The 25,869-nt window shown below is 64.3% G+C and carries 22 protein-coding genes; 10 read left to right on the top strand and 12 right to left on the bottom strand.

Translation table 11 applies throughout. The annotated features are described in order from the left end of the window. The 5 genes from K675_RS0123840 to bglX all read right to left on the bottom strand — a co-directional run. Positions 1 to 320 (bottom strand): hypothetical protein (locus tag K675_RS0123840; protein WP_017905986.1); only part of this gene is annotated, 320 nt, incomplete at its 3' end. A 388-nt stretch (positions 321 to 708) separates the two neighbouring features. Continuing rightward, positions 709 to 2,031: an MFS transporter gene (locus K675_RS0123845; protein WP_017905987.1), complete on the bottom strand. Its 1,323-nt coding sequence runs from the start codon at positions 2,029 to 2,031 to the stop codon at positions 709 to 711. A gap of 342 nt (positions 2,032 to 2,373) precedes the next feature. After that, positions 2,374 to 3,708, bottom strand: coding sequence for a sigma-54-dependent transcriptional regulator (locus K675_RS0123850; protein ID WP_017905988.1), 1,335 nt, complete (start codon positions 3,706 to 3,708; stop codon positions 2,374 to 2,376). Continuing rightward, positions 3,702 to 5,468, bottom strand: coding sequence for a sensor histidine kinase (locus K675_RS0123855; protein WP_017905989.1), 1,767 nt, complete (start codon positions 5,466 to 5,468; stop codon positions 3,702 to 3,704). Before K675_RS0123855 ends, K675_RS0123850 begins: the two co-directional genes overlap by 7 nt. Before the next feature lie 218 nt (positions 5,469 to 5,686). Then, a complete protein-coding gene (gene bglX, locus K675_RS0123860; protein WP_017905990.1) occupies positions 5,687 to 7,978 on the bottom strand; it encodes a beta-glucosidase BglX in 2,292 nt (763 codons plus the stop codon). Between the two features lie 245 nt (positions 7,979 to 8,223). On the opposite strand from bglX, the gene K675_RS0123865 reads away from it, so the two are divergent. Genes K675_RS0123865 through K675_RS0123880 form a run of 4 tightly spaced genes read left to right on the top strand, consistent with a single transcriptional unit; the run spans position 8,224 to position 11,491 of the window. After that, positions 8,224 to 8,832: a LemA family protein gene (locus tag K675_RS0123865; RefSeq protein WP_017905991.1), complete on the top strand. Its 609-nt coding sequence runs from the start codon at positions 8,224 to 8,226 to the stop codon at positions 8,830 to 8,832. Positions 8,833 to 8,861: 29 nt separating this feature from the next. After that, positions 8,862 to 9,572: a TPM domain-containing protein gene (locus K675_RS0123870; RefSeq protein ID WP_017905992.1), complete on the top strand. Its 711-nt coding sequence runs from the start codon at positions 8,862 to 8,864 to the stop codon at positions 9,570 to 9,572. Positions 9,573 to 9,600: 28 nt separating this feature from the next. Then, positions 9,601 to 10,218 carry a TPM domain-containing protein gene (locus K675_RS0123875; protein ID WP_017905993.1) on the top strand — a complete coding sequence of 206 codons (618 nt, stop codon included), beginning with the start codon at positions 9,601 to 9,603 and terminating at the stop codon, positions 10,216 to 10,218. 55 nt (positions 10,219 to 10,273) lie between these two features. Continuing rightward, on the top strand, positions 10,274 to 11,491 hold the full coding sequence (locus K675_RS0123880) for a class I SAM-dependent methyltransferase (protein WP_017905994.1): 1,218 nt from the start codon (positions 10,274 to 10,276) through the stop codon (positions 11,489 to 11,491). Here K675_RS0123880 and K675_RS0123885 read toward each other — a convergent pair. Beyond that, the gene (locus tag K675_RS0123885) at positions 11,479 to 12,390 is read right to left on the bottom strand and encodes a DMT family transporter (protein WP_026145493.1); all 912 of its coding nucleotides are present in this window, start codon (positions 12,388 to 12,390) and stop codon (positions 11,479 to 11,481) included. The genes K675_RS0123880 and K675_RS0123885 overlap by 13 nt on opposite strands. Positions 12,391 to 12,588: 198 nt before the next feature. Here K675_RS0123885 and K675_RS0123890 point away from each other — a divergent pair, with 198 nt between their 5' ends. Beyond that, the gene (locus K675_RS0123890; protein WP_017905996.1) at positions 12,589 to 13,170 is read left to right on the top strand and encodes a DJ-1/PfpI family protein; all 582 of its coding nucleotides are present in this window, start codon (positions 12,589 to 12,591) and stop codon (positions 13,168 to 13,170) included. Positions 13,171 to 13,184: 14 nt separating this feature from the next. Further along, positions 13,185 to 13,490 (top strand): ribbon-helix-helix domain-containing protein, encoded by a 306-nt coding sequence (locus K675_RS0123895; protein WP_017905997.1) that lies wholly within the window; start codon positions 13,185 to 13,187, stop codon positions 13,488 to 13,490. A 78-nt stretch (positions 13,491 to 13,568) separates the two neighbouring features. On the opposite strand, the gene K675_RS0123900 is transcribed toward K675_RS0123895, so the two are convergent. The 4 genes from K675_RS0123900 to K675_RS0123915 form a co-directional block, all read right to left on the bottom strand. After that, the gene (locus K675_RS0123900; protein ID WP_017905998.1) at positions 13,569 to 16,133 is read right to left on the bottom strand and encodes a TonB-dependent receptor; all 2,565 of its coding nucleotides are present in this window, start codon (positions 16,131 to 16,133) and stop codon (positions 13,569 to 13,571) included. Positions 16,134 to 16,250: 117 nt separating this feature from the next. Beyond that, on the bottom strand, positions 16,251 to 17,210 hold the full coding sequence (locus K675_RS0123905; protein ID WP_017905999.1) for a FecR family protein: 960 nt from the start codon (positions 17,208 to 17,210) through the stop codon (positions 16,251 to 16,253). Further along, positions 17,207 to 17,746 (bottom strand): RNA polymerase sigma factor, encoded by a 540-nt coding sequence (locus K675_RS0123910; RefSeq protein WP_017906000.1) that lies wholly within the window; start codon positions 17,744 to 17,746, stop codon positions 17,207 to 17,209. The genes K675_RS0123905 and K675_RS0123910 overlap by 4 nt, the downstream gene beginning before the upstream one ends. A gap of 217 nt (positions 17,747 to 17,963) precedes the next feature. Beyond that, the gene (locus K675_RS0123915; protein WP_017906001.1) at positions 17,964 to 18,968 is read right to left on the bottom strand and encodes a DUF4917 family protein; all 1,005 of its coding nucleotides are present in this window, start codon (positions 18,966 to 18,968) and stop codon (positions 17,964 to 17,966) included. A 153-nt stretch (positions 18,969 to 19,121) separates the two neighbouring features. Between K675_RS0123915 and yiaY the strand changes: the two genes are divergently transcribed. Continuing rightward, entirely contained in the window at positions 19,122 to 20,270 is a 1,149-nt protein-coding gene (yiaY, locus tag K675_RS0123920; protein WP_017906002.1) for an L-threonine dehydrogenase, read from the top strand. A 101-nt stretch (positions 20,271 to 20,371) separates the two neighbouring features. Here the strand turns inward: yiaY and K675_RS0123925 are convergent, their stop codons facing one another. After that, positions 20,372 to 20,866 carry a DMT family transporter gene (locus tag K675_RS0123925; RefSeq protein WP_017906003.1) on the bottom strand — a complete coding sequence of 165 codons (495 nt, stop codon included), beginning with the start codon at positions 20,864 to 20,866 and terminating at the stop codon, positions 20,372 to 20,374. A 103-nt stretch (positions 20,867 to 20,969) separates the two neighbouring features. On the opposite strand from K675_RS0123925, the gene K675_RS0123930 reads away from it, so the two are divergent. Beyond that, a complete protein-coding gene (locus tag K675_RS0123930; protein WP_017906004.1) occupies positions 20,970 to 21,884 on the top strand; it encodes a LysR family transcriptional regulator in 915 nt (304 codons plus the stop codon). Positions 21,885 to 21,961: 77 nt separating this feature from the next. Here K675_RS0123930 and K675_RS0123935 read toward each other — a convergent pair whose 3' ends face one another. Next, positions 21,962 to 23,485, bottom strand: a complete 1,524-nt coding sequence (locus K675_RS0123935) for a fumarate hydratase (RefSeq protein WP_017906005.1) — start codon at positions 23,483 to 23,485, stop codon at positions 21,962 to 21,964. 334 nt (positions 23,486 to 23,819) lie between these two features. Here K675_RS0123935 and K675_RS0123940 point away from each other — a divergent pair, with 334 nt between their 5' ends. Both K675_RS0123940 and K675_RS0123945 read left to right on the top strand, forming a co-directional pair. After that, positions 23,820 to 24,926 carry a GGDEF domain-containing protein gene (locus K675_RS0123940; protein ID WP_017906006.1) on the top strand — a complete coding sequence of 369 codons (1,107 nt, stop codon included), beginning with the start codon at positions 23,820 to 23,822 and terminating at the stop codon, positions 24,924 to 24,926. Next, positions 24,919 to 25,857 carry an iron-sulfur-binding ferredoxin reductase gene (locus K675_RS0123945; protein WP_017906007.1) on the top strand — a complete coding sequence of 313 codons (939 nt, stop codon included), beginning with the start codon at positions 24,919 to 24,921 and terminating at the stop codon, positions 25,855 to 25,857. The genes K675_RS0123940 and K675_RS0123945 overlap by 8 nt, the downstream gene beginning before the upstream one ends. Positions 25,858 to 25,869: the final 12 nt, after the last annotated feature.

The following is a 25,869-nucleotide window of genomic DNA, read 5'->3' on the forward strand; positions in this document are numbered from 1 at the left end:
CCGTCAGCGGCGATAGCGTTGGCACCAGGTGTCTTGTCGTAGCCGTCAGCGGCGACAGCGTTGGCGCCAGGTGTCTTGTCGTAGCCGTCGGCAGCGATAGCGTTGGCGCCAGGTGTCTTGTCGTAGCCGTCGGCAGCGATAGCGTTGGCGCCAGGTGTCTTGTCGTAGCCGTCAGCGGCGATAGCGTTGGCACCAGGGGTTTTGTCGTAACCGTCGGCAGCGACGCGATAGGCACCTGGAGTGTGGCTGGAACCATCGGCAACGTAGGTGTTGGCGGCCAGTACGGAAAGAGTCAGGGCGAGGATCAGTTTGGTTTTCATGGTCGTTGCTCCAGTCGGGTGTTCGTTTTGTTCAGTGGGTGTGGAAGTCATACTACGCTCGTTTATTCGATTAAAAAGCGCAAATAAGCGCTTAAATTAATCGTATAATTCGATGTATTGTGCGGCGCGATCAAATGGCGGTCACCGGATGCCCGAGGGCAGGTACGCAAATCGATTGGGTGTAGGGTCAGGATGGAGTAGGGGAATTAAGTCGCTATTAATTCCGGGCTTGCACGAAATGCAGAAGGGCTCTGTAGGAGCCGGCTTGCTGGCGATAGCGGTGTATCAGTCGGCATTTACATCGACTGGCGCACCGCAATCGCCAGCAAGCCGGCTCCCACTCAAGAGCAATGCCGGTCCCGCAATCGGGAACCGGCAGAAGGGGTGATCAGTCGGTCTCGATCCGCGAGTGCTTGCGGGTGTCCTTCATGGTGACGTACACCAGCAGCGACACCGCGATGCAGGCGGTCACGTACCAGTAGTAGCCGGTCTCCATGCCGATGCTCTTGAACCACAGCGCGATGTACTCGGCGGTACCGCCGAAGATCGACACGGTCAGCGCGTAGGGCAGGCCCACACCCAGGGCACGGATTTCAGTCGGGAACAGCTCGGCCTTCACCACGGCGTTGATCGAGGTGTAGCCGCTGACGATGATCAGCGCCGCCATGATCAGGAAGAACGCGCCCCACCATGTCTGGATGGTGTGCAGTGTGCTGAGGATCGGTACGGTGCAGAGCGTGCCGAGAATCCCGAAGGCGATCAGGATCGGCCGCCGCCCGACCTTGTCCGACAGCGCGCCTACCACCGGTTGCAGGCACATGAACAGGAACAGGGTGGCCGCCGAGATGGTGGTGGAGTCGGCGATGCTCATGCCGACGGTGTTCACCAGGTACTTCTGCATGTAGGTGGTGTAGGTGTAGAACGCCAGGGTGCCGCCCATGGTCAGGCCGACCACGGTCAGCAGTTCCTTGGGATGACGCAGCAATGTGCGCATCAGGCTCTCTTTCGGCTTTTCCTTCTTCTTCACGAACGATTCGGTTTCTTCCATGCCGCGCCGCAGGTAGAGCGCGATCACCGCGCAGAGCGCGCCGATGCCGAACGGAATCCGCCAGCCCCAGTCCTGCAACTGTTCGACGCTGAGGATCTGTTGCAGCACGATCAGCACCGCCAAGGCGATGAGCTGGCCGGAGATCAGCGTCACGTACTGGAAGCTGGAGTAGAAGCCACGACGTTCCCGGGTCGCCATCTCGCTGAGGTAGGTGGCGGAGGTGCCGTATTCGCCTCCGACCGACAGCCCCTGCATCAGGCGGGCCACCACCAGCAGGATCGGGGCGCCGACGCCGATGGTTTCATAGCCGGGCGTCAGGGCGATGATCAGCGAGCCTGCGCACATCAGCAGGACCGAGGCCATCAGTGCCGCCTTGCGCCCCTTGCGGTCGGCGTACAGGCCCATCAGCCAGCCGCCAAGCGGGCGCATCAGGAAGCCCACGGCAAAAATCGCGGCGGTGTTGAGCAGTTGAGCGGTGGTATCCCCCTTGGGGAAGAAGACCTTGGCGAAATACAGCGAGAAAGCGGCGTAGACGTACCAGTCGTACCACTCGACCATATTGCCGACCGAGCCGCTGAAAATCGATTTCAGACGGCTGGCGGTGGTTCTTTCTTGTGTCGGCACGGCCGCCGACCCCAGGGGCAGGGTAGTGGAGTTATCCATCTAGGGAACCTTACGAGTCATTGTTTTTGTGGAGCGCGCGTGAACGCAGCCTGCAGGGGGCATAGCAGGAGCCGTGCCAGGGCTGAAAGTGCCGATCTAGAGAGGGCTCAAGGATTTTGTGAGCGGAAATCCGCTTGTGCGGGAGTGAACGATGAGCGGAAATCCGCCGATGTCGTTGTGGACTTCGGGGCGCACCCTGTGGCGAGCGGGCTTGCCCGCGCTGGGTCGCGAAGCGGCCCTGAAGCCTGCAATTGCGGTGTATCAGACTTGGCCGGGATCATGATGCTGCGACTGCCTTGCAGTCGAACGCGGGCAAGCCCGCTCGCCACGGGGGAGACGTGGTCAGTCGTCCCGCAGGAAATCTTCGCGCGTCAGCCCGTGGCGCTGCATCTTCTCGTTGAAGGTGCGCCGCGGCAGTTGCAGTTCTTCGAGCACCGCCTTGACGTCGCCCCTGTGCCGGGTCAGGGCCGAGCGCAGGCATTGCGCTTCGAAGGCCTCCTGCTGGGCCGCCAGGGACTGGCCCGGCTCAAGAGTGATCGGCTCCGGCTCGCCCAGGCCGAGCACCGAACGTTCGGCGGCATTGGCCAGCTCCCGTACGTTGCCCGGCCAGTCATGACTCAACAACCGGCCCAGTTGCGACCCGCTCGGTGGGGTCGTGCTACGCCCCAGGCGTTCGGCCGCGTTCTGGGCAAAGTGTTCGAACAGCAGCGGGATATCCTCGCGCCGGTCGCGTAATGGCGGCAGACGCAGTTCGGCCACGGTCAGCCGATACGCCAGGTCTTCGCGAAAACGTCCGGCCCGGGCTTCTTCCAGCAGGTCGGGCTTGGTCGCGGCAACGATGCGCAGGTCGACGGGGATGCTCTGGTTGGAGCCCAGGCGTTCGAGCTTCTGTTCCTGCAACACCCGCAACAGCTTGACCTGCTGGGCCAGCGGCATGCTCTCGATCTCGTCGAGAAACAGGGTGCCGCCATGGGCATACTCCAGCTTGCCGATCCGCTTGCCCTGCGCACCGGTGAAGGCACCGCTCTCATGGCCGAACAATTCGGCTTCGAACAACGGCTCGGGGATCGCCGCGCAGTTGAGGGCCACGAACGGCTTGGCCGAGCGCGGCCCGAAGTCGTGCAGGCAGCGGGCGACCAGCTCCTTGCCGCTGCCGGTTTCGCCGCGGATCAGCACGTTGACCGGTAGCGGCGCCAGTTCCAGCACCTGTCGGCGCAGGGTCTGCAGGCTGCGGGAGACGCCCAAGAGGCAGGCGTCGAGGCGCGAGCGACTGTCGGCCTGTTCGTGCAGGAGGCGGTTTTCCAGCACCAGTCGGCGTTTCTCCAGAGCACGGCCGAGACTGCCGAGCAGGGCTTCGGGGCTGAAGGGTTTTTCCAGGAAGTCGTAGGCACCGTCCCGCATCGCCTCGACCGCCATCGGTACGTCGCCGTGGCCGGTCAACAGGATCACCGGCAGGTCGGGGTCGAGGGCACGCACCCGCGCCAGCAATTCCAGGCCGCTGAGGCCGGGCATGCGCACGTCGCTGATGATCACCCCGGGAAAGTGCGCCGGCAGTTGTCCCAGGCACTCCTCGGCCCGGCTGAACAGTTGGACCGAGAAACCCGACAGGCTCAGCCACTGTTCCACGGCCGTGCGGATGCTGGCTTCGTCATCGACCACGATTACCGAGTTCAACATGGTTCGCAGACCTCCAGGGCGATCGGCAGGGCCAGGGTGAAGCAGGCGCCGTCGTGCCGGTTGACGACGCTCAGGCGGCCGCCCTGTTCATGGACGATCGCATAGGAAACCGCAAGTCCCAGGCCGAGCCCTTCGCCGACCGGCTTGGTGGTGAAGAACGGATCGAAGACTTTGGTCAGGTGTTCCTCGGCAATTCCACCGCCACTGTCGGCCACCGTCAACAACCACAGTTGCTGGTCGGCCTCGATACGGATCTCCAGGCGCTTGAGCGGCTTGCCGTGCATGGCGTCGAGGGCGTTGCGCAGCAGGTTGATCAGCACCTGTTCGAGACGGATCGCATCGCCGCGGACCCTGGCCGGCCGGGTCAGGTGCAGGACGATGCTGACGTTGTCCTCACGCAGGCGCGGATCGAGCAGTTGCAGCGCCTGGTCGACCACGCCGGCCAGGTCCAGCGGCTCGCGCAGGCCGCTGGGGCTTTGTCGGGCGTAGGTCTTGAGGTGGCCGGTGAGGGCGGCCATCCGGGTCAGCATCTGCTCCAGTGGCGCCAGCGCTTCGCGCGCGGCGTCGAGCCGGCCGTGGTCGAGCAGCAGGCGCAGGGTCGCCAGTTGCATGCGCTGGGCGGTCAGCGGCTGGTTTATTTCATGGGCCAGGGCGGCGGACATCTGTCCCAGCGCCGCCAGCTTGGCTGACTGTACCAGGCCATCCTGGGCGGTGCGCAGAGCGCGGGTGCGCTCCTCCACCAGCCGTTCCAGCTCCGCGCGGCTGCGCTGGCGCAGGCGGGCCAGACGCCAGCGCTGGCTGAGAAACAGGACGAGAAACACCAGGGTCAGCCATAGGCCGGCACCGGCGAGGCCGGCGTTGCGCCGTTCCTCGGTGGCCGGTTGCGGCTTGCGCAGCAGGTGCAGGGTCCATTGCTCGGTGTCCAGCGGCAGCGATTCCCAGAGCAGGTCGGCACTGCCTTCGGGTGTGGCCACCCGGCTCAGATAGCTGTGGCTGTCGAACACCCGCAGGGTCCGGTGCTCGATGGTACTCAGGGGCTGCTTGTCGTACTGGCGGGTGCGGCCGATTTCACTGCGGTCGCTGTCCGACAACGGGCGCAGCAGTCGGTAGCGCCAGTCCGGCTGGTTGGCGATGAACACGATGTCGCGGGCGTCGCTGACCAGCAGGATATCGCTGCCCTTGCCCCACTCGCGTTCGAGCTCGGGAAACTCCAGCTTGACCACCATGGCGCCGATGAACTCGCCGTTGTCGTTGAGCACTGCGCTGGAGAGGAAGTAGCCGGGAATCCCGCTGGTCACCCCGACCGCGTAGAAGTGCCCGCTGCCTTCGCTACGGGTCTGGTTGAAGTAGGGACGAAAGCCGTAGTAGTGGCCGACATAGCTGCTGGGCAGGCGCCAGTTGCTGGCGGCCACCGACAGGCCGTTGCGATCGAGCAGGTGCAGGGTCGAGGAGTGGGCGGCACCGTTCAGGCGTTCCAGCTTGCGGTTGAGCGCATCCTGCTGTTGCGGGCTGATCGGCCCGTTGAGGGCCGCGCGCAGTTCCGGGTCCAGGGCGATCACGGCCGGCAGGGCGCGGTAGCGCTCGATCAGGGTATGCAGGGAGTTGGCGTACAGCGCCAGTTGATCGTGGCCGCGGAGCGCGTCATCCAGTAATGCCTGCTGCGTGGCCCGGTGCATGGCCCAGCCGGCGGCCAGCACGGTGCCGGCGAGAATCAGCAGGGTATGGAGCAGCAGACGCAGGGAGCGGGGGATCGGCGGCATGCGGGCAACGACAGGCTTGGAGAGAGGGCAGGAAAGATAACATGCCCGTCCAGACCAACGCTGACTTGCCGATCGTTCCCACGCTCTGCGTGGGAATGCCTCTCTGGACGCTCGGCGTCCGCTCTTGTGACGCAGAGCGTCACGGGCTGCGTGCCCACGCTGAGCGTGGGCACTATCATCAAGCGGAGCGCCGCCCGACTGTCTCCTACAAGGAGGGGTTACAGCAGTTCGAAGCTCTGTTGCGTCACGTCCCGGGAATCCAGGCCAATCTGCACGTTGAACTTGCCCGGCTCGGCGACGTACTGGAGCTGGGTGTTGTAGAACTTCAGGTCGTTCTCGTCGATGGTGAAGTGAATGACCTTCTCTTCACCGGCCTTGAGCAGCACCTTCTGGAAGTTCTTCAGTTCCTTGACCGGACGGATCATCGAGCCGGCCACGTCCTGGATGTACAACTGCACCACGGTCTCGCCATCACGCTTGCCTGTGTTGCGCACGGTGATGCTGGCGTCGAGCTTGCCGCTCTTGTTCAGCGTGGTCGAGGACAGGGCCATGTTGCTCAGGCTGAACTCGGTGTAGCTCAGGCCGTAGCCGAACGGATACAGCGGGGTGTTTTCCTCGTCGAAGTACTGCGAGGTGTAGTTGCCCGGCTTGCCCGGCGTGAACGGTCGGCCGATGGTCAGGTGGTTGTAGTACATCGGTACCTGGCCGACCGAACGCGGGAACGTGATCGGCAGCTTGCCCGACGGATTGTAGTCGCCGAACAGCACGTCGGCGATGGCGTTGCCGCCTTCGGTCCCGCTGAACCAGGTTTCCAGCACGGCGTCGGCCTGGTCCTGTTCCTGGCCGATGGTCAGCGGACGGCCGTTCATCAATACCAGCACCAGCGGCTTGCCGGTGGCCTTGAGGGCGGCGATCAGCTTGCGCTGGGTCTCGGGGATGTTCAGGTCGGTACGGCTCGACGACTCGTGGGACATGCCGCGCGACTCGCCCACCGCCGCGACCACCACGTCCGCCTGCTTCGCGGCCTGGACCGCCTCGTCGATCAACTGTTGCTCGGGACGAGGGTCGTCGACCACTTCCGGTGCATCGAAGTTGAGGAAGTTCAGGTAGTCGACGATCTTCTTGTCGGTGGTGATGTTCGAGCCACGGGCGTAGACCAGTTGGCCCTTGTCGCCCAGGGCACGGCTCATGCCGTCGAACAGGGTAACCGACTGCGCGGGCTGGCCGGCGGCGGCCCAACTGCCCATCATGTCGATCGGTGCCTTGGCCAGCGGGCCGACCACGGCGATCTTCGCCGATTTTTGCAGGGGCAGGGTCTGCTTCTCGTTCTTGAGCAGTACCAGGCTGCGCTTGGCCACGTCGCGGGCTTCGGCGCGGTGCAGGCGGCTTTCGGCGTTGGTGTCGGCCGGGTCGTCCTCGGCCTTGCCGATCCGCAGGTACGGATCCTTGAACAGGCCCATGTCGTACTTGGCGCCGAGCACTTCACGCACGGCATTGTCCAGGTCGCTCTGCGGCACTTCGCCGGACTTGATCAGCCCCGGCAGCTCCTTGCCGTACAGCGAGTCGTTCATGCTCATGTCGATGCCGGCCTTGATTGCCAGCTTGGCCGCCTCGCGACCGTCCTTGGCGACGCCATGCTTGAGCAGTTCGAAAATCGCCCCGTGGTCGCTGACCGCCAGGCCCTTGAAGCCCCAGTCCTTGCGCAGCAGGTCCTGCATCAGCCAGGTGTTGGAGGTGGCGGGCACCCCGTTGACCGAGTTCAGCGCGACCATCACCCCCCCTGCACCGGCGTCGATGGCGGCGCGGTAGGGCGGCAGGTAGGTCTGGTACATCTTCACCGGGCTCATGTCGACCACGTTGTAGTCGCGGCCGCCTTCCACCGCGCCGTACAGGGCGAAGTGCTTGACGCTGGCCATGATGCTGTCCGGCAGGCTCGGGCTCTTGCCCTGGTAGGCCTGGACCATTACCTTGGCGATGCGCGAGACCAGATAGGTGTCTTCGCCGAAGCCTTCGGAGGTGCGGCCCCAGCGCGGGTCGCGAGAGATGTCGACCATCGGCGCGAAGGTGATGTCGAGGCTGTCGGCGCTGGCCTCCTGGGCGGCGATGCGTCCGGAGCGGCCGATGGCGTCCATGTCCCAGCTGGAGGCCAGGCCCAGGCTGATCGGGAAGATGGTCCGGTGGCCGTGGATCACGTCATAGGCGAAGAACATCGGGATCTTCAGCCGGCTGCGCATGGCCGCGTCCTGCATCGGACGGTTTTCCGGGCGGGAAATCGAGTTGAAGGTACCGCCGATGTTGCCCGCGGCGATTTCCTTGCGGATCAGTTCGCGGGGCATTTCCGGGCCGATGCTGATCAGGCGCAACTGCCCGATCTTTTCCTCGAGGGTCATCTGCTTCATCAGGTTGGCGATGAAGGCGTCCTTGTTTTCGATGGGGGCGGTCTTGCTGTCCGCCGCGACAGGGAGACTGGCCAGGCCGACAGCAAGGCCCAGCAAACACAGCTTCTTCATGAATGATCATCTCGGGAGCCCGGTCCGGCGACTGCTCGTTGAGCACCGGCCGGGCTGTTTCGTTATAGGGAGCGGCTATTGTCGTGCCAATAAATCCAGCACACTGCTGAACTGTTTTTCGCGCTGGGCATCTTTTAGCTGATTGGCTTCATACATTCCAGTGTCGGGGCGGATTATGTCCCGATCACGAAGGCATGAGGCCTTGGTCTCTGTCCCTTTCTATCGTTTCAAGGAGCGTTTCGAGCATGCAGGCACACCAAGGTTTGCGTTCGCGCTGGAGAATCGCCGTCCTGGCCCTGCTGGCCAGCGTGCTGGCGGGCTGCGGCATCAACAACATCCCCACCTACGACGAGCAGGTGAAGGCCAAGTGGGCCCAGGTACAGAACCAGTACCAGCGGCGAGCGGACCTGATCCCGAACCTGGTGGAAACCGTCAAGGGCTACGCCAGGCAGGAACAGGACACCCTGACCGCCGTGGTCGAGGCCCGCGCGCGGGCGACCTCGGTGCAGGTCGATGCCAGTACCCTGGACAACCCCGAGAAGCTCAGGCAGTACCAGGAGGCCCAGGGCCAGTTGACCGGCGCGCTCAGCCGGTTGATGGTGGTGTCGGAGCGTTATCCGGACCTCAAGTCGAACCAGAATTTCCTCGCCCTGCAGTCGCAGCTCGAGGGTACGGAGAACCGCATCAGCGTGGCCCGGCGCGACTTCATTCTCAGCGTGGAGAAGTACAATACCGAGATCCGTACCTTCCCCGGTCGCCTCTGGCATAGCCTGATGTACAGCGACCTGCCGCTGCGGCCGAACTTCGAGGCGACCAGCCAGGACGCCGACAAGGCGCCGCAAGTGAAGTTCTGACCGCTCGGGTCATCACGGATGAGGTAGACATGCGCATATTCAAGAGCGCCGTGTGGCTGTTGCTCTGCATGCTGGCCCTGACGGCCAGGGCCGAGTTGCGGTTCCCCGAACTGACCGGGCGGGTGGTGGACAACGCCGGCATGATCGAGGCGCCGGTGGCCGAGGCATTGACCCGGGAACTGCAGGCCCATGAAAAGGCCACCGGCGAGCAGATCGTGGTGGTGACCCTGCCGGACCTGCAAGGCGCGACCATCGAGGAGTACGGCTACCAGTTGGGCCGGCACTGGGGCATTGGCCAGAAGGACCGCAACAACGGTGCCCTGCTGATCGTCGCCCGCGACGAGCGCAAGGTCCGTATCGAGGTGGGGTATGGCCTCGAGGAGCGCCTGACCGATGCCCGTGCCGCGCTGATCATCAACCAGTTGATCGTGCCGCAGTTCAAGCGTGGCCATGTCTCCAGCGGTATCCGCTCCGGGGTCGAGGCGATGCTCGATACCCTCGGCGGCAAGGTTCGGGAGCCGGCTGAACCGCAGGGTGATTTCGGCTCACGGCATCCCTTGCTGGTCGCTTTCCTGTGCGTGCTGTTCGTGCTGTTCTGCGGCGTCATGCAACTGATGGGCTACGGCCCCAGGGGCGGTGGCTCGGGAGGCCTGGGCGGCGGTGGTGGCAGCCGTTCCGGTGGAGGTTTCAGCGGTGGCGGTGGCAGTTTTGGCGGCGGCGGATCGTCGGGCAGTTGGTAAACCATAATAACGAGAGAGCAGCACAACCATGGCCTTACTCAGTGAATACGAACAGCGCCAGGTCGCCGAAGCGATCGCGCGGGTGGAGCGCCAGACCGATGCGGAACTGGTGACGGTACTGGCCCGTCGCGCCGACGACTACGCCTATATCCCCCTGCTCTGGGCCAGCCTGCTGGCGCTGCTGGTGCCGGGCGTGATCAACTTCTTCTTCGGTTGGCTGAACAGCCACACCCTGTTGGCCGTGCAGTGGAGCAGCTTCATCCTGTTGTGCCTGCTGTTTCGCATTCCGTCGGTCACCAGCCGGCTGATTCCACGTTCGGTGCGACACTGGCGCGCCTCGGGGCTGGCGCGGCGGCAGTTTCTCGAACAGAACCTGCACCACACGGTTGGTGGTACCGGCGTGCTGATCTTCGTCAGCGAGGCCGAGCGCTATGTGGAGATCCTGGTGGACGAGGGTATCGCCCGGCGCCTGGACAACAGTGTCTGGGAGCCGATCGTCAAGGCGTTCACCGAGCGGGTCAGGCAGGGACAGACCCTGCAGGGCTTCGTCTCCTGCATCGAGGACTGCGGCAAGCTGCTGGTCACCCACGTGCCATTGACCCAGGCGCGCAACGAGTTGCCGAACCGCCTGGTGGTGCTGGGCTGATACAATGCCCGGCACTCCCTGATCCGATTCCTGCACGCCCGAGGCGCTTTCCTACATGTCAGTCACTGCAAAACCCGCCCAGTCCGTGCCGGACCACCATGCCCGATTCATCGAACTGCTCGAAACCAGCCTGGCGCAGAATGCCTTCATCAAGCTGGTGCTGGCCAGGCATGTCGGTGCCGAGGCGGACCTGCAGCGGCTGATCATCAAGCAACTGACGGTCAAGGACCAGCCCTGCCTGTCCTTCGTCTACCGCTACAAAACCCGCGACATCACCAAGAATTTTCCCGTGGCCGAGGGCGTGGCGAACATCGCGGCGCTGCTGCCGGCGTCGTTCAAGAACGCCCACTTGCTCTCACTGACCGACGAGATCCAGCTCGAATACAGCAAGAAGGGCAAGAGCACGCTGTTCAGGGGCAAGGCGCAACAGGAGCGGGAAGTGCCCTCGGCCGAACACAATCGCGAGAAGAATCGCTACCTGGAACTGAACCGGCCGTTCCTCACCGACCTGGGCGTGACCAACCGCCAGCATGAGTTGATCCCGGCGATGTCGCGCAAGTGGAAGCAGATCAACAAGTTCATCGAGGTGTTCTCCCATGCCCTGGGCAGCTCACCGATCCAGCTCGACCGGCCGGTGCGGGTGGCGGACTTCGGTTCGGGCAAGGGCTACCTGACCTTCGCCATCCACGATTACCTGTGCAACACCCGGCAGGCCGAGGCGCAGGTGACAGGCGTCGAGTTGCGCGAGGACATGGTGACCCTGTGCAATGCGGCCGCCGCGCGCCTGGAGCATCCGGGCCTGGTGTTCAAGTGCGGTGACGTGCGCAGCGTGGCACCGAGCGAGCTGGACGTGATGATCGCCCTGCACGCCTGCGATATCGCCACCGACTACGCGATCCATACCGGCATCCGCTCCGGGGCGGCGATCATCATGTGTTCGCCGTGCTGCCACAAGCAGATCCGCCAGCAGATCCAGAGCCCGGCGTTGCTCAAGCCGATGCTGCAATACGGCCTGCACCTGGGCCAGCAGGCGGAAATGGTCACCGACAGCCTGCGGGCGCTGTTTCTGGAAGCCTGTGGCTACGAGACCAAGGTCTTCGAGTTCATCTCCCTGGAGCACACCAACAAGAACAAGATGATCCTCGCGGTCAAGCGCGCCGAGCCCCAGGACCCGGCCCGGCTGCTGGCGAAGATCGACGAGCTCAAGGCCTTCTATGCCATCCAGGAGCACTGCCTGGAAACCCTGCTGCGCGGCGATGGCTACTTGAGCTGAACCCCGGGCGGCAACTGGCCCGGTTGCGCCGGGCGCACCCCGGCCTTGCGGCCCAGCATCACCGTGACGATCACCCCGGCGGCGAACAACCAGGTCACCGGTTCGACATGCTCGCCGAAGAACAGCGCCGAAAAGGCGATGGTGAAGAAGATCTGCAGCAACTGGATCTGGCTGACCCGGGCGATGCCGCCCAGGGCCAGCCCGGCGTACCAGGCGAAGAACCCGAAGAACTGCGAGAACATCGCCACGTAGCCGAAGGCCCACCAGGTCCGGGTGGAAACTGCGCCCTGGTGTTGCCAGGCCAGGTACAGCACCGGGCCGATCAGCACCGGCACCGACAGCACCAGCGCCCAGCAGATCACCTGCCAGCCACCCATTTCCCGGGCCAGGCGGCCGCCCTCGGCATAACCGAGGCCGCCGACGGCGATGGCGCCGAGCATCAGCAGGTCGCCGGCCTGGATGCTGCCGGCGCCGCTGAGCAGGGCATAACCGAGTACCAGCGCACTGCCCAGGGCCGCGCAGGCCCAGAAGGCTTTCGAGGGCCGCTCGTGGGACAGCCACGCCGCGTACAACGCCACGCACAGTGGCTGCAGGCCGTTGACCAGGGCGCCGTGGGAGGCCGGCAGGCTCTGCATGGCCCAGGCCGAGAGCACCGGGAAGCCGAGGATCACCCCGGCGATCACCAGCCATAAACCCTTGAACTGGCTCCAGGTCGGCCATTTCTCGCGTCGCCACAACAACAGCGCCGCCGCCGGGACCGCCGCCACCAGTGCTCGGCCGAGGCCGTTGAGCAGCGGGTTGATTTCCTGCACCACGATACGGGTGAAGGGCAGGGTCAGGCTGAAGATCACGACGCCCAGCAGGCCGAGCAGCATGCCGGTGTTTTCACGGGAGGACATAGGGACGAACCGAGCAGTAGGGTGGAGAACGGGTGTTCATTCAGCCATAAAGCCCGCAGTGGCGGCTGCTACAGATAGGCACAGAGTTGTCCGTACAGTTCGGCGGTACGTAGTAGCCGGTGATTACCCGTCCGGGTGCCCAGGGGCTACCTTGACTACTCTTGTCCGCTCAAGCGTTCACCCCGAGGAGTTCACCCCATGGCCGCGAAAAAGATCCTGATGCTGGTTGGCGATTATGTCGAAGACTACGAAGTGATGGTGCCGTTCCAGGCGCTGCAGATGGTCGGTCACCAGGTGCATGCCGTGTGCCCGGACAAGACCGCCGGCCAGACCGTGCGCACCGCGATCCATGATTTCGAGGGCGACCAGACCTACAGCGAGAAACCCGGCCACCTGTTCGCGCTGAACTTCGATTTCGCCCAGGTCGATGCCGCCGATTATGACGGGCTGCTGATTCCCGGTGGCCGTGCCCCGGAATACCTGCGCCTGAACGGCAGGGTGCTGCAGTTGGTGCAGGCCTTCGATCAGGCCGGCAAACCGATCGCCGCGGTGTGCCACGGCGCGCAATTGCTGGCGGCGGCGGGTATCCTTGAGGGCCGCGAGTGCAGTGCCTATCCGGCCTGTGCCCCGGAAGTGCGCCTGGCTGGCGGTCATTACGTCGACATCGCGGTCAGCCAGGCCCATGTCCAGGGCAACCTCGCCACCGCTCCGGCCTGGCCGGCGCATCCGAGCTGGCTGGCGGCATTCCTCGGCCTGCTGGGCACCCAGATCACCCTGTAAGCGAGGCAGCGCCGATGTGCGAACTCTATGTCAAAGCCGATCCGATTCTCTATGAGTCGCGGTCCCGCTCACTGCGTATCGGTGGCGTGGTGACCACCCTGCGCCTGGAAAACCAGTTCTGGGACATCCTCAGCGAGATGGCCGAGGGCGAGGGCGTGACCACCAACCAGATGATTACCCGCCTGTATGAGGAGGTGATGGACTATCGTGGCGAGGTGGTGAATTTCGCCTCGTTCCTGCGGGTCGGCTGTACTCGCTACCTGAGCCAGAAACGGGCCCAGGTCCGCGAGTTGAGCGTGGTGCGGGCGAACGCCGGTTGAGGGGGCCATGGCTGGCCCCATTGGCGTTATGTGGGAGCAATCGCACAGGCAAGCTGCCTTCACCAAGTCAGACGAGGGTCAGAAGTAGCGCGTCAGGCTGACCTTGAGGTTGCGTCCCACGCTGTAGGCGCGGTCGCCGCTCAGCTCCGGGCGGTAGTTGCGGTTCATCAGGTTATCCACCGTCAGGTTCACTTCCGTGCCCTTCAGGTGGCGCTGCTGCGGTTTCCACTGGGCGAACAGGCTCTGCACCACGTAGCTGTCGTTCTCGTACTGGTCGTAGAAGGCATCGCCGACACTGGTGCCCGGGCCACTGCTGTACTTGTCGCTGGGCACCCGGTCGGTCTTGCGCACGTAGACGCCCTGCCAGCCGACGCGGGCATCCAGGCTCGGGATCTTGGTGCCGAGCAGCACCACCCACTTGGCCGGTGGAATGTCCCGTGCCCAGACCGATGGCCCCCAGGGGTTGGTGTACGGGTTGTCGCGCTTGCCGGTCAGGTAGCTATAGGACAGTTGACCGAACAGGTAGCTGGAGTCGTAGAAACTCTCGACTTCGAAGCCCTTGATGGTGGTGCCGCCGACGTTGCGGTAGTTGGACATCGGGCCCGGCGGGCAGGCGGTGCTGATGGTGCCCCCATTGATCGCCTGGTTTTCGCAGCCCACGCCGGTGGCCTTGAAGATTTCGTCCTCGATGCGGTTGTGCAGGAAGGTGGTGCGGACCATCAGGTCGTCGTTGTCGGTGAGCAGCTTGGAGAAGTTGCTGATGCTGCCGAAACGCAGCGCGGTGATGCGTTCCGGGTCGAGGTCGACACTGGTGGCGGTGCGGCTGCCCAGCCCCTGGACTTCGTATTGCTCGTCGATCACCGGGGCCCGCCAGGTCTTGCTGTAGTTGGCGTACAACCCCTGGGTCGGCGTCACCCGCCAGAAGGCTGCCAGGCGTGGCGACCAGCCAGTGTAGGTGCGATCACTGTAGTCGTGGCCGATGGCCGGATCGGGGTTGGAGTAGTACGGCGCGTCGTTGGCCTCGCCACGGTTGCGCACGTGGTCGTAGCGCAGCGATGGGGTCAGGGTGAAGTCGCCCAGGGTCACGGCGTCCTCGATGAAGAAGGCATTGGCGTCGACCTTGCCGTGGGGCATGAAACCCGGCTGGAAGTGACCGTAGTTGTAGCGGGCGGTATTGTAGGTGTTGCCCGGCATCCACATTTCGGTTTCGCGGGCGTGCTTGCGGATCTGCGTGCCGACCGTCAGCGCGTGCTGCAGGGAACCGGTATCGAACAGGCTGGTGTTCTTGATCTCCAGTTCGCGGTCCCTGTAATCGGTGTCCATCTTGCGCCCGCCGGTGGCCAGGCTGAAGAAGGCGGTGGCGTTGCGTTCGTCGGTCTGGTCGGTGTTGGATTCGGAGTACTTGATCTTCAGGTCCACCAGCGGGTTGTCCAGTGGCTTGTATTCGTACTTGCCCGACCAGGTGGTGTCGATGGTTTCACGATTGGCCAGCATGCGCTTCAACGCACCTTCGTAACCATACAGGCGAATGTTCGAGGCGGTGGGTGGCGTCGGGTAGCTCTGGGCGGAGAACGGTGTCCAGCGCTCGCTGTTGGAGCGCGAATAGGACAGCTTGAGACTCTGCTCGTCGGTGAGATTCAGGTTCAACTTGAGCAACATCGCATCCAGGTCCTGGGCGGTGTTGGGGATGCGCTTGGGATTGACCGGATACTGGTTGTTGGGGTTGGGCGGGGCTTCGGCCAGCTTCATGTCGCCACCGTCACGCTGGGTCAGGAACACCAGGCCGTCGATCTTGCCGTCATCGGTACGGCCATAGGTCGCGCCGCTATAGGTCTGTTCATGGTTGTTGCTGGCGTAGCTGTACTTGACCATGGCGCCGCTGTTGCGGCCGTCTTCCAGCAGGTCGGGAGCATCCTTGGTTTCCATGTGTACGGTGCCGCCAAAACCGCCGTTGCCGGTTTCGGGCGAGTGCGGGCCCTTTTCCACCTCGATGCTCTTGATCAGTTCCGGCTCGATGAAGATGGTGCCCTGCTGGTAGCGCTCGAAGCTGCTCTTGGTCGCACCGTCGACGGTCAGCGGCACGTCCTCGGCATCGCCCAGGCCCCAGATGTTGATGGTCTGGCCACCCGGTTTCATCGAGCCGCCCATGCTGATACCGGGCAGCGTCGAGAGCAGAGAGGGAATGTTGCTCGGTTGGGCGCGCTCGATATCGTTCCTGGTCAGGGTCGAACGGCCGACGCTGCTGGAGTCGACTTCCTGGCCGTCGCCGAGAATGCTCATCGCGCCCAGTTGGATGGCGCTCTTTTCGGGGGCCGGGTCGGCATCGGTCCCGCGGATCACGAAAGTGCTGCCGACCTTGATCAGCTTGAAGTCGCCACCCTTGAGCAGCAGGCCGATGGCTTCCAGTGCGGTGAACTGGCCTTCCAGCGCTCGTGCCGGGATACCGTGCAACTGGTCCTCGTCGAACAGCAACTGGATCTGGGTTTTCTGCGCCACCTGGCTGAGAGAGGTCGCCAGCGACTGCGCTGGCAGGCTCATGGCAACCTTGTCGGCTGCCTGGACCTGAAGGCTGGCCACCAGGCAGGCGACGACCAGGGTTGGGCGGGAACAGCGATGGAACAGCTCGTGAGCAGCGCGAAACATGGAATCCCCCGACGTGGCCAAAGGCCAAAAAGGCGTTCGTTCAGAACGCAATCGGGGAGGAAGACGCGGCAGTGAAAAAATACCTCACCTGCGAATGAAAAATATTCTCATGAATATCTATCTGCGGCTCTCGATCCGCACCTGGCCGTCGTCCAGTGCCACGGTCCGGACCGGGATCAACGCCGGCAGGGCGTTGAGCAGGGCATCCGGGTCTCGGGCGTCGAGGCTGCCGGACACCTTGAAGTGAGCCAGCGGCCCGTCGGCCAGTTGCACCGGCTTGCTGCGGTAGAGGTTCAACTCGTCGACCAGGCTGAGCAGTTCGCGGTTGCGAAAGGTCAGATGGCCGCTACGCCAGTCGGCGACTTCCTCGGCACTCACCGCCTGTTGCTGCACGGTGCCCTTGGCGTAATCGTAGGTCCCGCGCTGGCGGGCTTCGAGCAGGGTCGCGTTGCCCGGATCGCCTTCCGGCTCGAAGGCGACCTGGCCGTGGGCGACGCTGACCACCAGTTGTTTCTGCCCACGCCGCACATCGAACGCGGTGCCGACCACGCGCACCCGTGCGTTGCCGGCGTGCACCCAGAGTGGGCGTTCCTTGTCGGCGGCGACCTCCAGGTAGAGCTGGCCCTGATCGAGGTAGATGTCGCGCTGCAGGCTGCGGAAGTTGATGCGCAGGCGCGTGTTGGCGTTCACGTACAGGGTGCTGCCGTCCGGCAGTTTCAGGGTGCGGGTGCCCTCGGCATGGGCGGCGACCTGGTGCCGGTAGGCACTGTTGGGGGCGCCGAGCTGGGTGGTCAGCAGCGCACAGACCAGCGCGGCCGCCGCGGCCAGGGCCGGGCGCCAGCGACTCCGGTGGCGGGTGGCCAGGGGCACCGGCCTGTTCAGTTGCTGGAGTTCGGCGAGGTCGGCCCACAGGGCCTCGAATTCGGCATAGGCCTTGGCGTGGGCCGGGTCGGTCCGCCATTGCGCGAAGTCTTTGTCGGTACCCGGGGTGCGCTCGGCACGATTGCGGGCGAACCAACTGGCGGCCTGGGCATCGATGCTGTTTTCATCGAACTCGATATCGGTGGCACGGGTCATTCCGGCTGCTCCTTGCCAGGGGCCTGTTCCAGACGCTGCTTGCAATGCAGCAAGGCAAAGGCGATATGTTTTTCCACCATGCTGACGGAAATCCCCATGCGTTCAGCGATCCGGGCCTGGCTCAGGCCCTCGAAACGGGCAAGCATAAGGGCTTCTCGACGCCGAGGCGAGAGCTCGGCGAGCACCTCTTTCAATTGCTCGAGCCGCTGCAGGCGTTGCGCGGCGGCCAGCGGGTCGTTGCGCTCGTCGGCCACGGGTTCCTGCTCCGAGGCGGTCTGTTCACTGTGTACCGCCTGACGGACCTTCTGCTTGCGCCAGTGATCACGCAGCAGGTTGCGTGCCATCTGGAACAGGAAGGCCCGCGGCTGCTCGACCTTGGCCTGCCGGTCGTAGTCCAGCCACTGGGTGAAGACGTCCTGGGTCATGTCTGCCGCGTCGCTGGCATTGTCCGTGCGTTTGCGCAGGAAATGCAGAATGTCCGCATAGAACCCGCGAAAGGTTTCAGCCGACAGCGGGTCGGGCTTGGGACGCGACATGGGGTACCTTCACGACTTCAGATGGCAGGGCTGGAAGTTGTGAATGATATCGAGAATTATTGCCATTTGTCTCGTCTGAAATGAAATGCCTCTTCGGCCTGAGGGGCATTCGCGAACAGCTCGGTCCTTACAGGAAATTGCGTGGCCCCTGGCGGATTGAGGTGACGCCGCTCCCCTAAGGGCAGGTCTTGTCCGCGAGCCGGCGCAAGCCCTGACTTCAATTCTCGGGCGTGACCAGCAGTTCCGGATCACCCAGCGGATGGCTCTTGGCGTCGAAGAAGCGCAGATTCACCGCATGGCCGACGAACAGCTTCGCATAGTGGCGCTTCTGGTGCTGGATGAAGGCCTTGCTGCGCGGGTAGATCGAGATCGCCAGGGTCTTGATGCCGGCGTCGTGCACGGCCTGGACGATGTGCCGGTCCTGTTCGCCGAGACTGTGACCGAAGATGCACAGGGCGCCCTGGTGCTGGCACAGCTGACCGTAGCAGTACGACAGGTAGTCGGAGTTGCGGATCGCCTTGAGCTTGTCCTCGGCGTTGCCTTCGCTGACGAACAGCGGCACGTCGCCCAGGGCGTTGACCGCGAAGCTGCCGAGCAGGGTGCTTTCCGAGGACAGCAACTTGCGCGTGCTGCCGTCGATGTTCTTCACCAGGTGCAGGCCGCCGTGCAGATACAGGATGCGGGTGCCCTGGGTCTCGGTGTTGCCCAGGTCGAACGTCGCCTCATCGTTCCAGAACAGGTCCTTGAACGGCAGCGGTGCCTGCATGATCGCCCAGTAGTTGAGCAGGTCGTAGTTGGTGGAGTAGAGCGTGCGGTAATTGCCCAGTTCGGCGTTGATCCGTGCCAGGCTCTCGGGGCGCACCAGCTTCCAGGGAATGTGCGCGCCGCGCACGGCATGGATCAACGCCTCCTTGATCGCGAAGTAGCGGTTGCGCGGTGACGATGAGCTGATGGACAGGGCGGCGTTGACCTGGATGGTGTTCTTCAGTGCGCTGAGCACCCGTTCGAAATTGCTGGTTTCCAGGGTCTTGAATACGGCCAGTTCGCTCAACCCCAGCGGGCGATTCTTCGTGCGCTGGGCGTTCTCGAACAACGAGTCGTAGGAAAAGCCCGGCCACACCGCCAGGCTCGCACCGTTGCCGATCAACAGCCCGGTGAACGGTGTTTCGGCACGCACGGCGTTCCAGTCTTCAAGTTCGGCATCAAATTCCTGGAATTCCATAGTCGCTATTCGTCGTCTCAAGGCAAAAGGTGGACAGACGGCGACTTTATCACGACCCGGCGTTGAGCCAGATCAACAACCGGCCGGGGCAGGCGGCCGATGCTGTGGTCATCGCGGGGCAGGCAGCCCCGGTCAACGCCAAGAGGGTTCGTCATGAGCAGCACATTTTTCATTCCGGCCGTGAACATCATGGGCATCGATTGCCTGGACGAGGCCATGGACGCCATCCGCAACCATGGCTTTCGCAAGGCGTTGATCGTGACCGATGCCGGGCTGGCGAAGGCCGGCGTGGCGGCACGGATCGCCGAGGCGCTGGCGCTGCGTGATATCGACTCGCTGGTCTTCGACGGAGCCAAGCCCAACCCGAGCATCGCCAACGTCGAGCAGGGCCTGGCCGCACTCAAGGACGGCAAGTGCGATTTCGTGGTGTCGCTGGGCGGTGGTTCGCCCCATGACTGCGCCAAGGGCATTGCCCTGTGCGCCACCAACGGCGGACATATCCGTGACTACGAAGGTGTCGATCGCTCGGCCAAGCCGCAGTTGCCGCTGGTGGCGATCAATACCACGGCCGGCACGGCCAGCGAGATGACCCGTTTCTGCATCATTACCGATGAGGCGCGGCACGTGAAAATGGCCATCGTCGATCGCAATGTCACGCCGCTGCTGTCGGTCAACGACCCGGCGCTGATGGTCGCCATGCCCAGGGGGCTGACGGCGGCAACCGGCATGGATGCGCTGACCCATGCGGTCGAGGCCTACGTGTCGACGGCGGCAACGCCGATCACCGATGCCTGCGCGATCAAGGCCATCGAGCTGATCAGCGCCAACCTGCGCCTGGCGGTGCGCGATGGTACCGATCTGAAGGCTCGGGAGAACATGGCCTATGCGCAGTTCCTCGCGGGCATGGCCTTCAACAATGCCTCCCTGGGGTATGTGCATGCCATGGCGCATCAGTTGGGTGGTTTCTATGACTTGCCCCATGGCGTGTGCAACGCGGTGCTGCTGCCCCATGTGCAGGCCTTCAACGCTTCGGTCTGCCCGCAGCGACTGAGCGATGTGGCCAGGGCGCTGGGTACCGAGGTCGCCGGCCTGAGTCCGGAGGAGGGCGCCCAGGCGGCCATCGCGGCGATACGTTGCCTGGCCGGGGATGTGGAGATTCCGGCCGGTCTGCGCGAGCTGGGGGCCAAGCTGCCGGATATTCCGGTGCTGGCGGCCAATGCGCTCAAGGATGCCTGTGGCCTGACCAATCCGCGCCCGGCGGACCAGCGGCAGATCGAGGAGATCTTCCGGAATGCGTTCTAGCCGGTAGCGCCTGTTCGCGAGCAAACCCGCTCCCTCGCAGGGCCGGCTGTGTCGAAGCTGCACGGTTTCCCTGTGGGAGCGGGCTCGCCCGTGAAAGCGCTTCAAAGCCGTGCGCTGGCCGCCGTGCCAGTGACGATGCCCGGGCCGAACTGCACCGTCAGCACACCGGCGATCAGCAGCAGGGCGCCGACCAGGCGGACCCCGTCGATAGGACGCGCCGCCAGTCCGAACAGGCCGAAATGGTCCAAGAGCAGCGAGGCGATCACCTGCCCGGCCAGCGCCAGGGCCACGAAACCGCCGGCTCCCAGGCGCGGCACCAGCAACACCGCCAGGGCCACGAAACATACGCCGAACACGCCACCGAGCCACACCCAGGCCGGTGCCTTGCCGGCGAAGGCCAGGTTCGGCAAGGGCAGGCGCAGGGCGAGCATCACCGGCAGCAGCACCACCAGGCTGACCAGCAACGAGGCCAGGGTCGCCCACAACGGATGGCCGAGGCCGCGCCCCAGATTGGCGTTGATCGCACTCTGAAAGGGCACGACCGCGCCAGCGATCGCGGCCAGGGCCAGCAGTCCGATTCCACTCAAGCTGTTCATGTTCGTTCTCCAACAGATTTCGCCAGGATCAGGCGCTTGTTTTCGAGACAGGATGCTAGGCTATTCCTGAGAAAAATTTAAATTCTAAGAAAACATTCAAGCCATGCATGAAATGAATGATCTTCGTCGTATCGATCTCAACCTGCTGGTGATTCTCGACGCGCTGCTGGCCGAGCAGCATGTCACCCGAGCCGCGCAACGCCTGTACCTGAGCCAGCCGGCGGTCAGTCATGCCCTGGCTCGCTTGCGCGACCTGCTCGGTGACCCATTGCTGGTGCGGGTCGGTGGCACGCTGGTGCCGACGGCACGGGCGCTGGAGTTGGCCCAGCCGCTGCGCGAGACCTTGGAGCGGGTGCGGGACCTGCTGGCGCCGCCGGGGTTCGACGCGGCCTCGGCCCGTCGTACCTTTCGTCTGGCAATGTCGGACTATGGGGCGGCGATGCTGTTGCCGGGGCTGGTGCCGATCCTGCGCAGCCAGGCGCCGGGTATCGACCTGCAGATCACCCAGGCCAGTCGCGAAGGCATGCTGGAGTTGCTGCTCAATGGCGATATCGATGCGGCGGCGGGCGTCTTTCCGGACCTGTCGCCGCAACTGCGCAGTGTCCATCTGTTTCGCGAGCGCTATGCCTGCCTGGTGGATCGGGAGAGCCTGGCGGGTGAGGAGGGGCTGGGGCTTCAGGCGTATCTGGCACGGCCCCATGTGTTGCTGGAAATGCGTGGCAGCGGCACCGCGGAAATCGAACGGGCGCTGAGTGCGATCCACCAGCGGCGCCGGGTGGCGATCAGCCTGCCGCACTGGAGCGTGGCGCCGGGACTGATCGCCGGGACGGACCTGATCCTGACCGTGGCCTCGCGCAACCTGCGGGCGATCGATCAGCGGCGGCTGGTGGTGTTGCCGCCACCGTTCGAGATTCCGGCGTTCGATTTCATCTTCGTCTGGCATCAGCGTCGGGAAGGGGATCAGGCGCTGAAGTGGCTGCGCGAGCAGATGCAGGCGGTTGTGCAGGTGGCCGGCTGAGGTTCTTCCGGGCAAAAAAACGGCCCGGATCAACCGGGCCGTCTTCGCAGTTACCACCGCACCTGTGGCGAAAGCGCTTACTGCACTTCCACCGCCAGGCTGTCGCTGATCTTCTTCTGCCAGATCGCCGGGCCGGTGATGTGCACCGACTCGCCCTTGGCATCGACGGCGACGGTCACCGGCATGTCCTTGACCTCGAACTCATAGATCGCTTCCATGCCCAGCTCGGCAAAGGCGACGACCCTGGATTTCTTGATCGCCTGGGCCACCAGGTAGGCGGCGCCACCGACAGCCATCAGGTAGACGGCCTTGTGCTCCTTGATCGCCTCGATGGCGGTGGGGCCACGCTCGGACTTGCCGATCATGCCCAGCAGGCCGGTCTGTTCGAGGATCTGGCGGGTGAATTTGTCCATGCGGGTGGCGGTGGTCGGGCCGGCTGGGCCGACGACTTCCTCGCGCACTGGGTCAACCGGGCCGACGTAGTAGATGAAGCGCCCCTTGAGGTCCACCGGCAGGGTTTCGCCCTTGTTGAGCATTTCGACCATGCGCTTGTGCGCGGCGTCGCGACCGGTGAGCATCTTGCCGTTGAGCAGCACGGTTTCGCCCGGTTTCCAGCTTTGCACTTCTTCCGGGGTCAGGGTGTCGAGGTTGACGCGGCGGGCCGACGGGCCGGCTTCCCAGACGATTTCCGGGTAGGCGTCCAGCGGTGGCGCTTCCAGGGCGGCCGGGCCGGAACCGTCGAGCACGAAGTGCGCGTGACGGGTGGCGGCACAGTTGGGGATCATGCACACCGGCAGGGAGGCGGCGTGGGTCGGGTAGTCCATGATCTTCACGTCGAGCACGGTGGTCAGGCCGCCCAGGCCCTGGGCGCCGATGCCCAGCTGGTTGACCTTCTCGAACAGCTCCAGACGCAGTTCCTCGATACGGTTCTGCGGGCCACGGGCCTTGAGTTCGTGGATGTCGATGGATTCCATCAACACTTCCTTGGCCATCACCGCGGCCTTCTCGGCGGTACCGCCGATGCCGATGCCGAGCATGCCCGGCGGACACCAGCCGGCACCCATGGTCGGAACGGTCTTGAGCACCCAGTCGACGATCGAGTCGGACGGGTTGAGCATGGCCATCTTCGACTTGTTCTCGGAGCCACCGCCCTTGGCCGCCACGTCCACTTCCACGGTGTTGCCCGGGACGATGGAGTAGTGGATGACCGCGGGGGTGTTGTCCTTGGTGTTCTTGCGGCTGCCGGCCGGGTCGGCCAGGATCGAGGCGCGCAGGACGTTGTCCGGCAGGTTGTAGGCGCGACGCACACCTTCGTTGATCATGTCGTCCAGGCTCATGGTGGCGCCATCCCAGCGCACGTCCATGCCGACGCGGACAAACACGGTGACGATACCGGTGTCCTGGCAGATCGGCCGGTGGCCGGTGGCGCACATGCGCGAGTTGATCAGGATCTGCGCCATGGAGTCACGGGCGGCTGGCGACTCTTCCCGCAGGTAGGCCTCGTGCATGGCCTGGATGAAATCCACGGGGTGGTAGTAGGAAATGAACTGAAGGGCGTCAGCAACGCTCTGTATCAGGTCGTCTTGCTTGATCACGGTCATGGGTCGCGCTCCTCTATAAAGACGGGAACATTTGAGTAAGGTGTTTGCGACCTTTTTGCATCTGGTCTGTCGAAAACATCTTTTGAGGCAGGCCGGGCACGCGGGGCCGGCACAAAAACGGCGCGGCAGTATAACCCGCCCAGCGGCCGGGCACATCCGTCAGTGGGCAAACCATGGTCGGGTGATGCTCGGCACCATTCTTGCGTCCTGGTACAGCAGAGGCTGTACAACTTATGAAAATTGAATGGTTATTTTTGATCCGGATCACTAGAGTGGCAAGTGGCCTGTACGGGAAGGAAGTCCCATGAGCCCTCAGCGCACGGTGAGTCATAGATTGACCCATAAAGCCATACAGAGTCTTTTACGCAAGCGTTTCGCCCTGGCCGCCGGTACCTACGCACTGGCCCTGCTGTTGCTCTGGGCGGCGATCTTTACCGGCTACTACCGAGCCAGTGTGACCACGGGCCTGGTCACCACCGGCCTGGTGGTCGCCAGCCAGGGTGTACTCGGCTGGCTGTTTCTCAGCGGCCGCAACCTGCGGTTTCGCGACCCCAGCCTGACCGAGTTCCAGGTGTTGCTGGGGTTGGCCTGGCAAACCTGGATGATGACCAACCTCGAACATGCCCGGGGCACCTTCCTGGTGTTCTACCCGTTGATCCTGCTGTTCGGGCTGTTTCATCTGCCGCGCCGCAAGTTCGTGCGCTGCGCGGTGCTGGTGTTCTTCAGCTTTGCCTGCGTCAACCTCTGGGAAGGCTACCAGTTCCGCCTGCCCGATCCGGGGCTGGCGGCCTTGCAGGTCGGGGTGCTGTTCGTGGTGCTGGCCTGGTTGTGCCTGTATGCGAGCTACGTGCAGGCGTCGCGCCTGCGCATGCGTCAGCGGCGGTTCGCCCTGCAGGCTCACCAGGACACCTTGCGCGGCATGATGCGTCAACTGGAAGACCTGGTGGCCACCGACGAACTGACCGGCCTCTACAACCGGCGGCATTTCCTGCGCCTGGCGTCCCGTGAACTGGAATTGATGGAACCGGGCACGGTGCATGGGCTGGCGCTGATCGATCTCGATCACTTCAAGCGTATCAATGATGTGCACGGGCATGCGGCCGGCGACCAGGTGTTGCAGGCCTTTGCCGCGGTGGCCGGGGCCTGCGTGCGCGATGGCGATGTGCTGGCGCGCTACGGTGGAGAAGAGTTCGTGCTGCTGCTGCCCAACGCCGATCCCGATCGCCTGACCGCCTGTTGCGAGCGACTGCGCCTGGCCTTCACCCAGGTCGAGCTGGTCGGGTTGGCGGTGGGGACACTGAGTCTGTCGGTGGGTATGACCCTGGTCAGCGAGGACGACGATCTGGACGATGCCCTGCAGAGTGCCGACCAGGCGCTCTACCGCGCCAAGCGGGATGGGCGCAATCGTTGTTGTGCCGCCTGGGAGTTCAGCGATGCCTGAGTTGCGGGTCGGCGAGCGGGTCTGGTCGGTGGCGGCGGGGAGCAATCTGCTCGATGCCCTGAACCAGGCGGGTGTCAGGGTGCCCTATAGTTGCCGGGCCGGGAGTTGTCATGCCTGTCTGGTGCATTGCCTGCAGGGCGAGCCGCAGGACCGCCAGCCCGATGCTCTGGGTTTCGAGCAGCGAGTGCATGGCTGGCGCCTGGCCTGCCAGTGCCAGGTGCATGAGGACTTGCGCCTGGAAGTGTTCGATCCAGTGCGCGACGGTAGCCTGGCCCATATCGCCGGGCTCGACTGGTTGAGCCCGACGGTGTTGCGCCTGCGTGTTCTGCCGGAGCGGCCCCTGCGTTATCGCGCCGGCCAGCACCTGGTGCTGTGGACGGCGCAGGGGGTGGCACGTCCCTACTCGCTGGCGAGTCTGCCGCAGGAGGATCGCTGGCTGGAGTTCCATCTCGATTGCCGCCAGCCCGGCGAGTTCTGCGATGCGGCCCGGGGCTTCAGCCTGGGCGAGGCGATTCGTCTCGGCGAGTTGCGCGGTGGTGCCCTGCACTACGACCCCGACTGGTATGCCAGGCCGCTCTGGCTGCTGGCGGCCGGAACCGGCCTCGGGCCCTTGTGGGGGGTGCTGCGCGATGCGTTGCGCCAGGGGCATGAAGGTCCGCTGCGCCTGGTGCACATGGCCCATGACAGCACTGAGCATTACCTGGTCGGCGAGCTGGCTGCATTGGCGGCCCGCCACGCCAATCTTGCGGTCGAATGCCTGGGCGCTGCCGAACTGCCGGAGTTTCTGGCCAATCTGCGGCTTGTCTCCCGGCAAACCCTGGCTCTACTCTGTGGTGCCCCGACCAGTGTCGAAGCCTTTGCCCGGCGTCTGTACCTGGCCGGATTGCCGCGCAACCAGCTGTTGGCGGACGTGTTTCTGCCCCGCGGTTGAGCCGCTGTCGTG

This window comes from Pseudomonas fuscovaginae SE-1 (genome assembly GCF_000364705.1).
GTDB lineage: Bacteria > Pseudomonadota > Gammaproteobacteria > Pseudomonadales > Pseudomonadaceae > Aquipseudomonas > Aquipseudomonas fuscovaginae_A.

What these genes read in the sequence shown, in the direction of transcription:
- K675_RS0123845 (WP_017905987.1), bottom strand. Translation starts at nt 2,031, where the DNA reads ATGGATAACTCCACTACCCTGCCCCTGGGGTCGGCGGCCGTGCCGACA.
- K675_RS0123850 (WP_017905988.1), bottom strand. Translation starts at nt 3,708, where the DNA reads ATGTTGAACTCGGTAATCGTGGTCGATGACGAAGCCAGCATCCGCACG.
- K675_RS0123855 (WP_017905989.1), bottom strand. Translation starts at nt 5,468, where the DNA reads ATGCCGCCGATCCCCCGCTCCCTGCGTCTGCTGCTCCATACCCTGCTG.
- bglX (WP_017905990.1), bottom strand. Translation starts at nt 7,978, where the DNA reads ATGAAGAAGCTGTGTTTGCTGGGCCTTGCTGTCGGCCTGGCCAGTCTC.
- K675_RS0123865 (WP_017905991.1), top strand. Translation starts at nt 8,224, where the DNA reads ATGCAGGCACACCAAGGTTTGCGTTCGCGCTGGAGAATCGCCGTCCTG.
- K675_RS0123870 (WP_017905992.1), top strand. Translation starts at nt 8,862, where the DNA reads ATGCGCATATTCAAGAGCGCCGTGTGGCTGTTGCTCTGCATGCTGGCC.
- K675_RS0123875 (WP_017905993.1), top strand. Translation starts at nt 9,601, where the DNA reads ATGGCCTTACTCAGTGAATACGAACAGCGCCAGGTCGCCGAAGCGATC.
- K675_RS0123880 (WP_017905994.1), top strand. Translation starts at nt 10,274, where the DNA reads ATGTCAGTCACTGCAAAACCCGCCCAGTCCGTGCCGGACCACCATGCC.
- K675_RS0123885 (WP_026145493.1), bottom strand. Translation starts at nt 12,390, where the DNA reads ATGTCCTCCCGTGAAAACACCGGCATGCTGCTCGGCCTGCTGGGCGTC.
- K675_RS0123890 (WP_017905996.1), top strand. Translation starts at nt 12,589, where the DNA reads ATGGCCGCGAAAAAGATCCTGATGCTGGTTGGCGATTATGTCGAAGAC.
- K675_RS0123895 (WP_017905997.1), top strand. Translation starts at nt 13,185, where the DNA reads ATGTGCGAACTCTATGTCAAAGCCGATCCGATTCTCTATGAGTCGCGG.
- K675_RS0123900 (WP_017905998.1), bottom strand. Translation starts at nt 16,133, where the DNA reads ATGTTTCGCGCTGCTCACGAGCTGTTCCATCGCTGTTCCCGCCCAACC.
- K675_RS0123905 (WP_017905999.1), bottom strand. Translation starts at nt 17,210, where the DNA reads ATGACCCGTGCCACCGATATCGAGTTCGATGAAAACAGCATCGATGCC.
- K675_RS0123910 (WP_017906000.1), bottom strand. Translation starts at nt 17,746, where the DNA reads ATGTCGCGTCCCAAGCCCGACCCGCTGTCGGCTGAAACCTTTCGCGGG.
- K675_RS0123915 (WP_017906001.1), bottom strand. Translation starts at nt 18,968, where the DNA reads ATGGAATTCCAGGAATTTGATGCCGAACTTGAAGACTGGAACGCCGTG.
- yiaY (WP_017906002.1), top strand. Translation starts at nt 19,122, where the DNA reads ATGAGCAGCACATTTTTCATTCCGGCCGTGAACATCATGGGCATCGAT.
- K675_RS0123925 (WP_017906003.1), bottom strand. Translation starts at nt 20,866, where the DNA reads ATGAACAGCTTGAGTGGAATCGGACTGCTGGCCCTGGCCGCGATCGCT.
- K675_RS0123930 (WP_017906004.1), top strand. Translation starts at nt 20,970, where the DNA reads ATGCATGAAATGAATGATCTTCGTCGTATCGATCTCAACCTGCTGGTG.
- K675_RS0123935 (WP_017906005.1), bottom strand. Translation starts at nt 23,485, where the DNA reads ATGACCGTGATCAAGCAAGACGACCTGATACAGAGCGTTGCTGACGCC.
- K675_RS0123945 (WP_017906007.1), top strand. Translation starts at nt 24,919, where the DNA reads ATGCCTGAGTTGCGGGTCGGCGAGCGGGTCTGGTCGGTGGCGGCGGGG.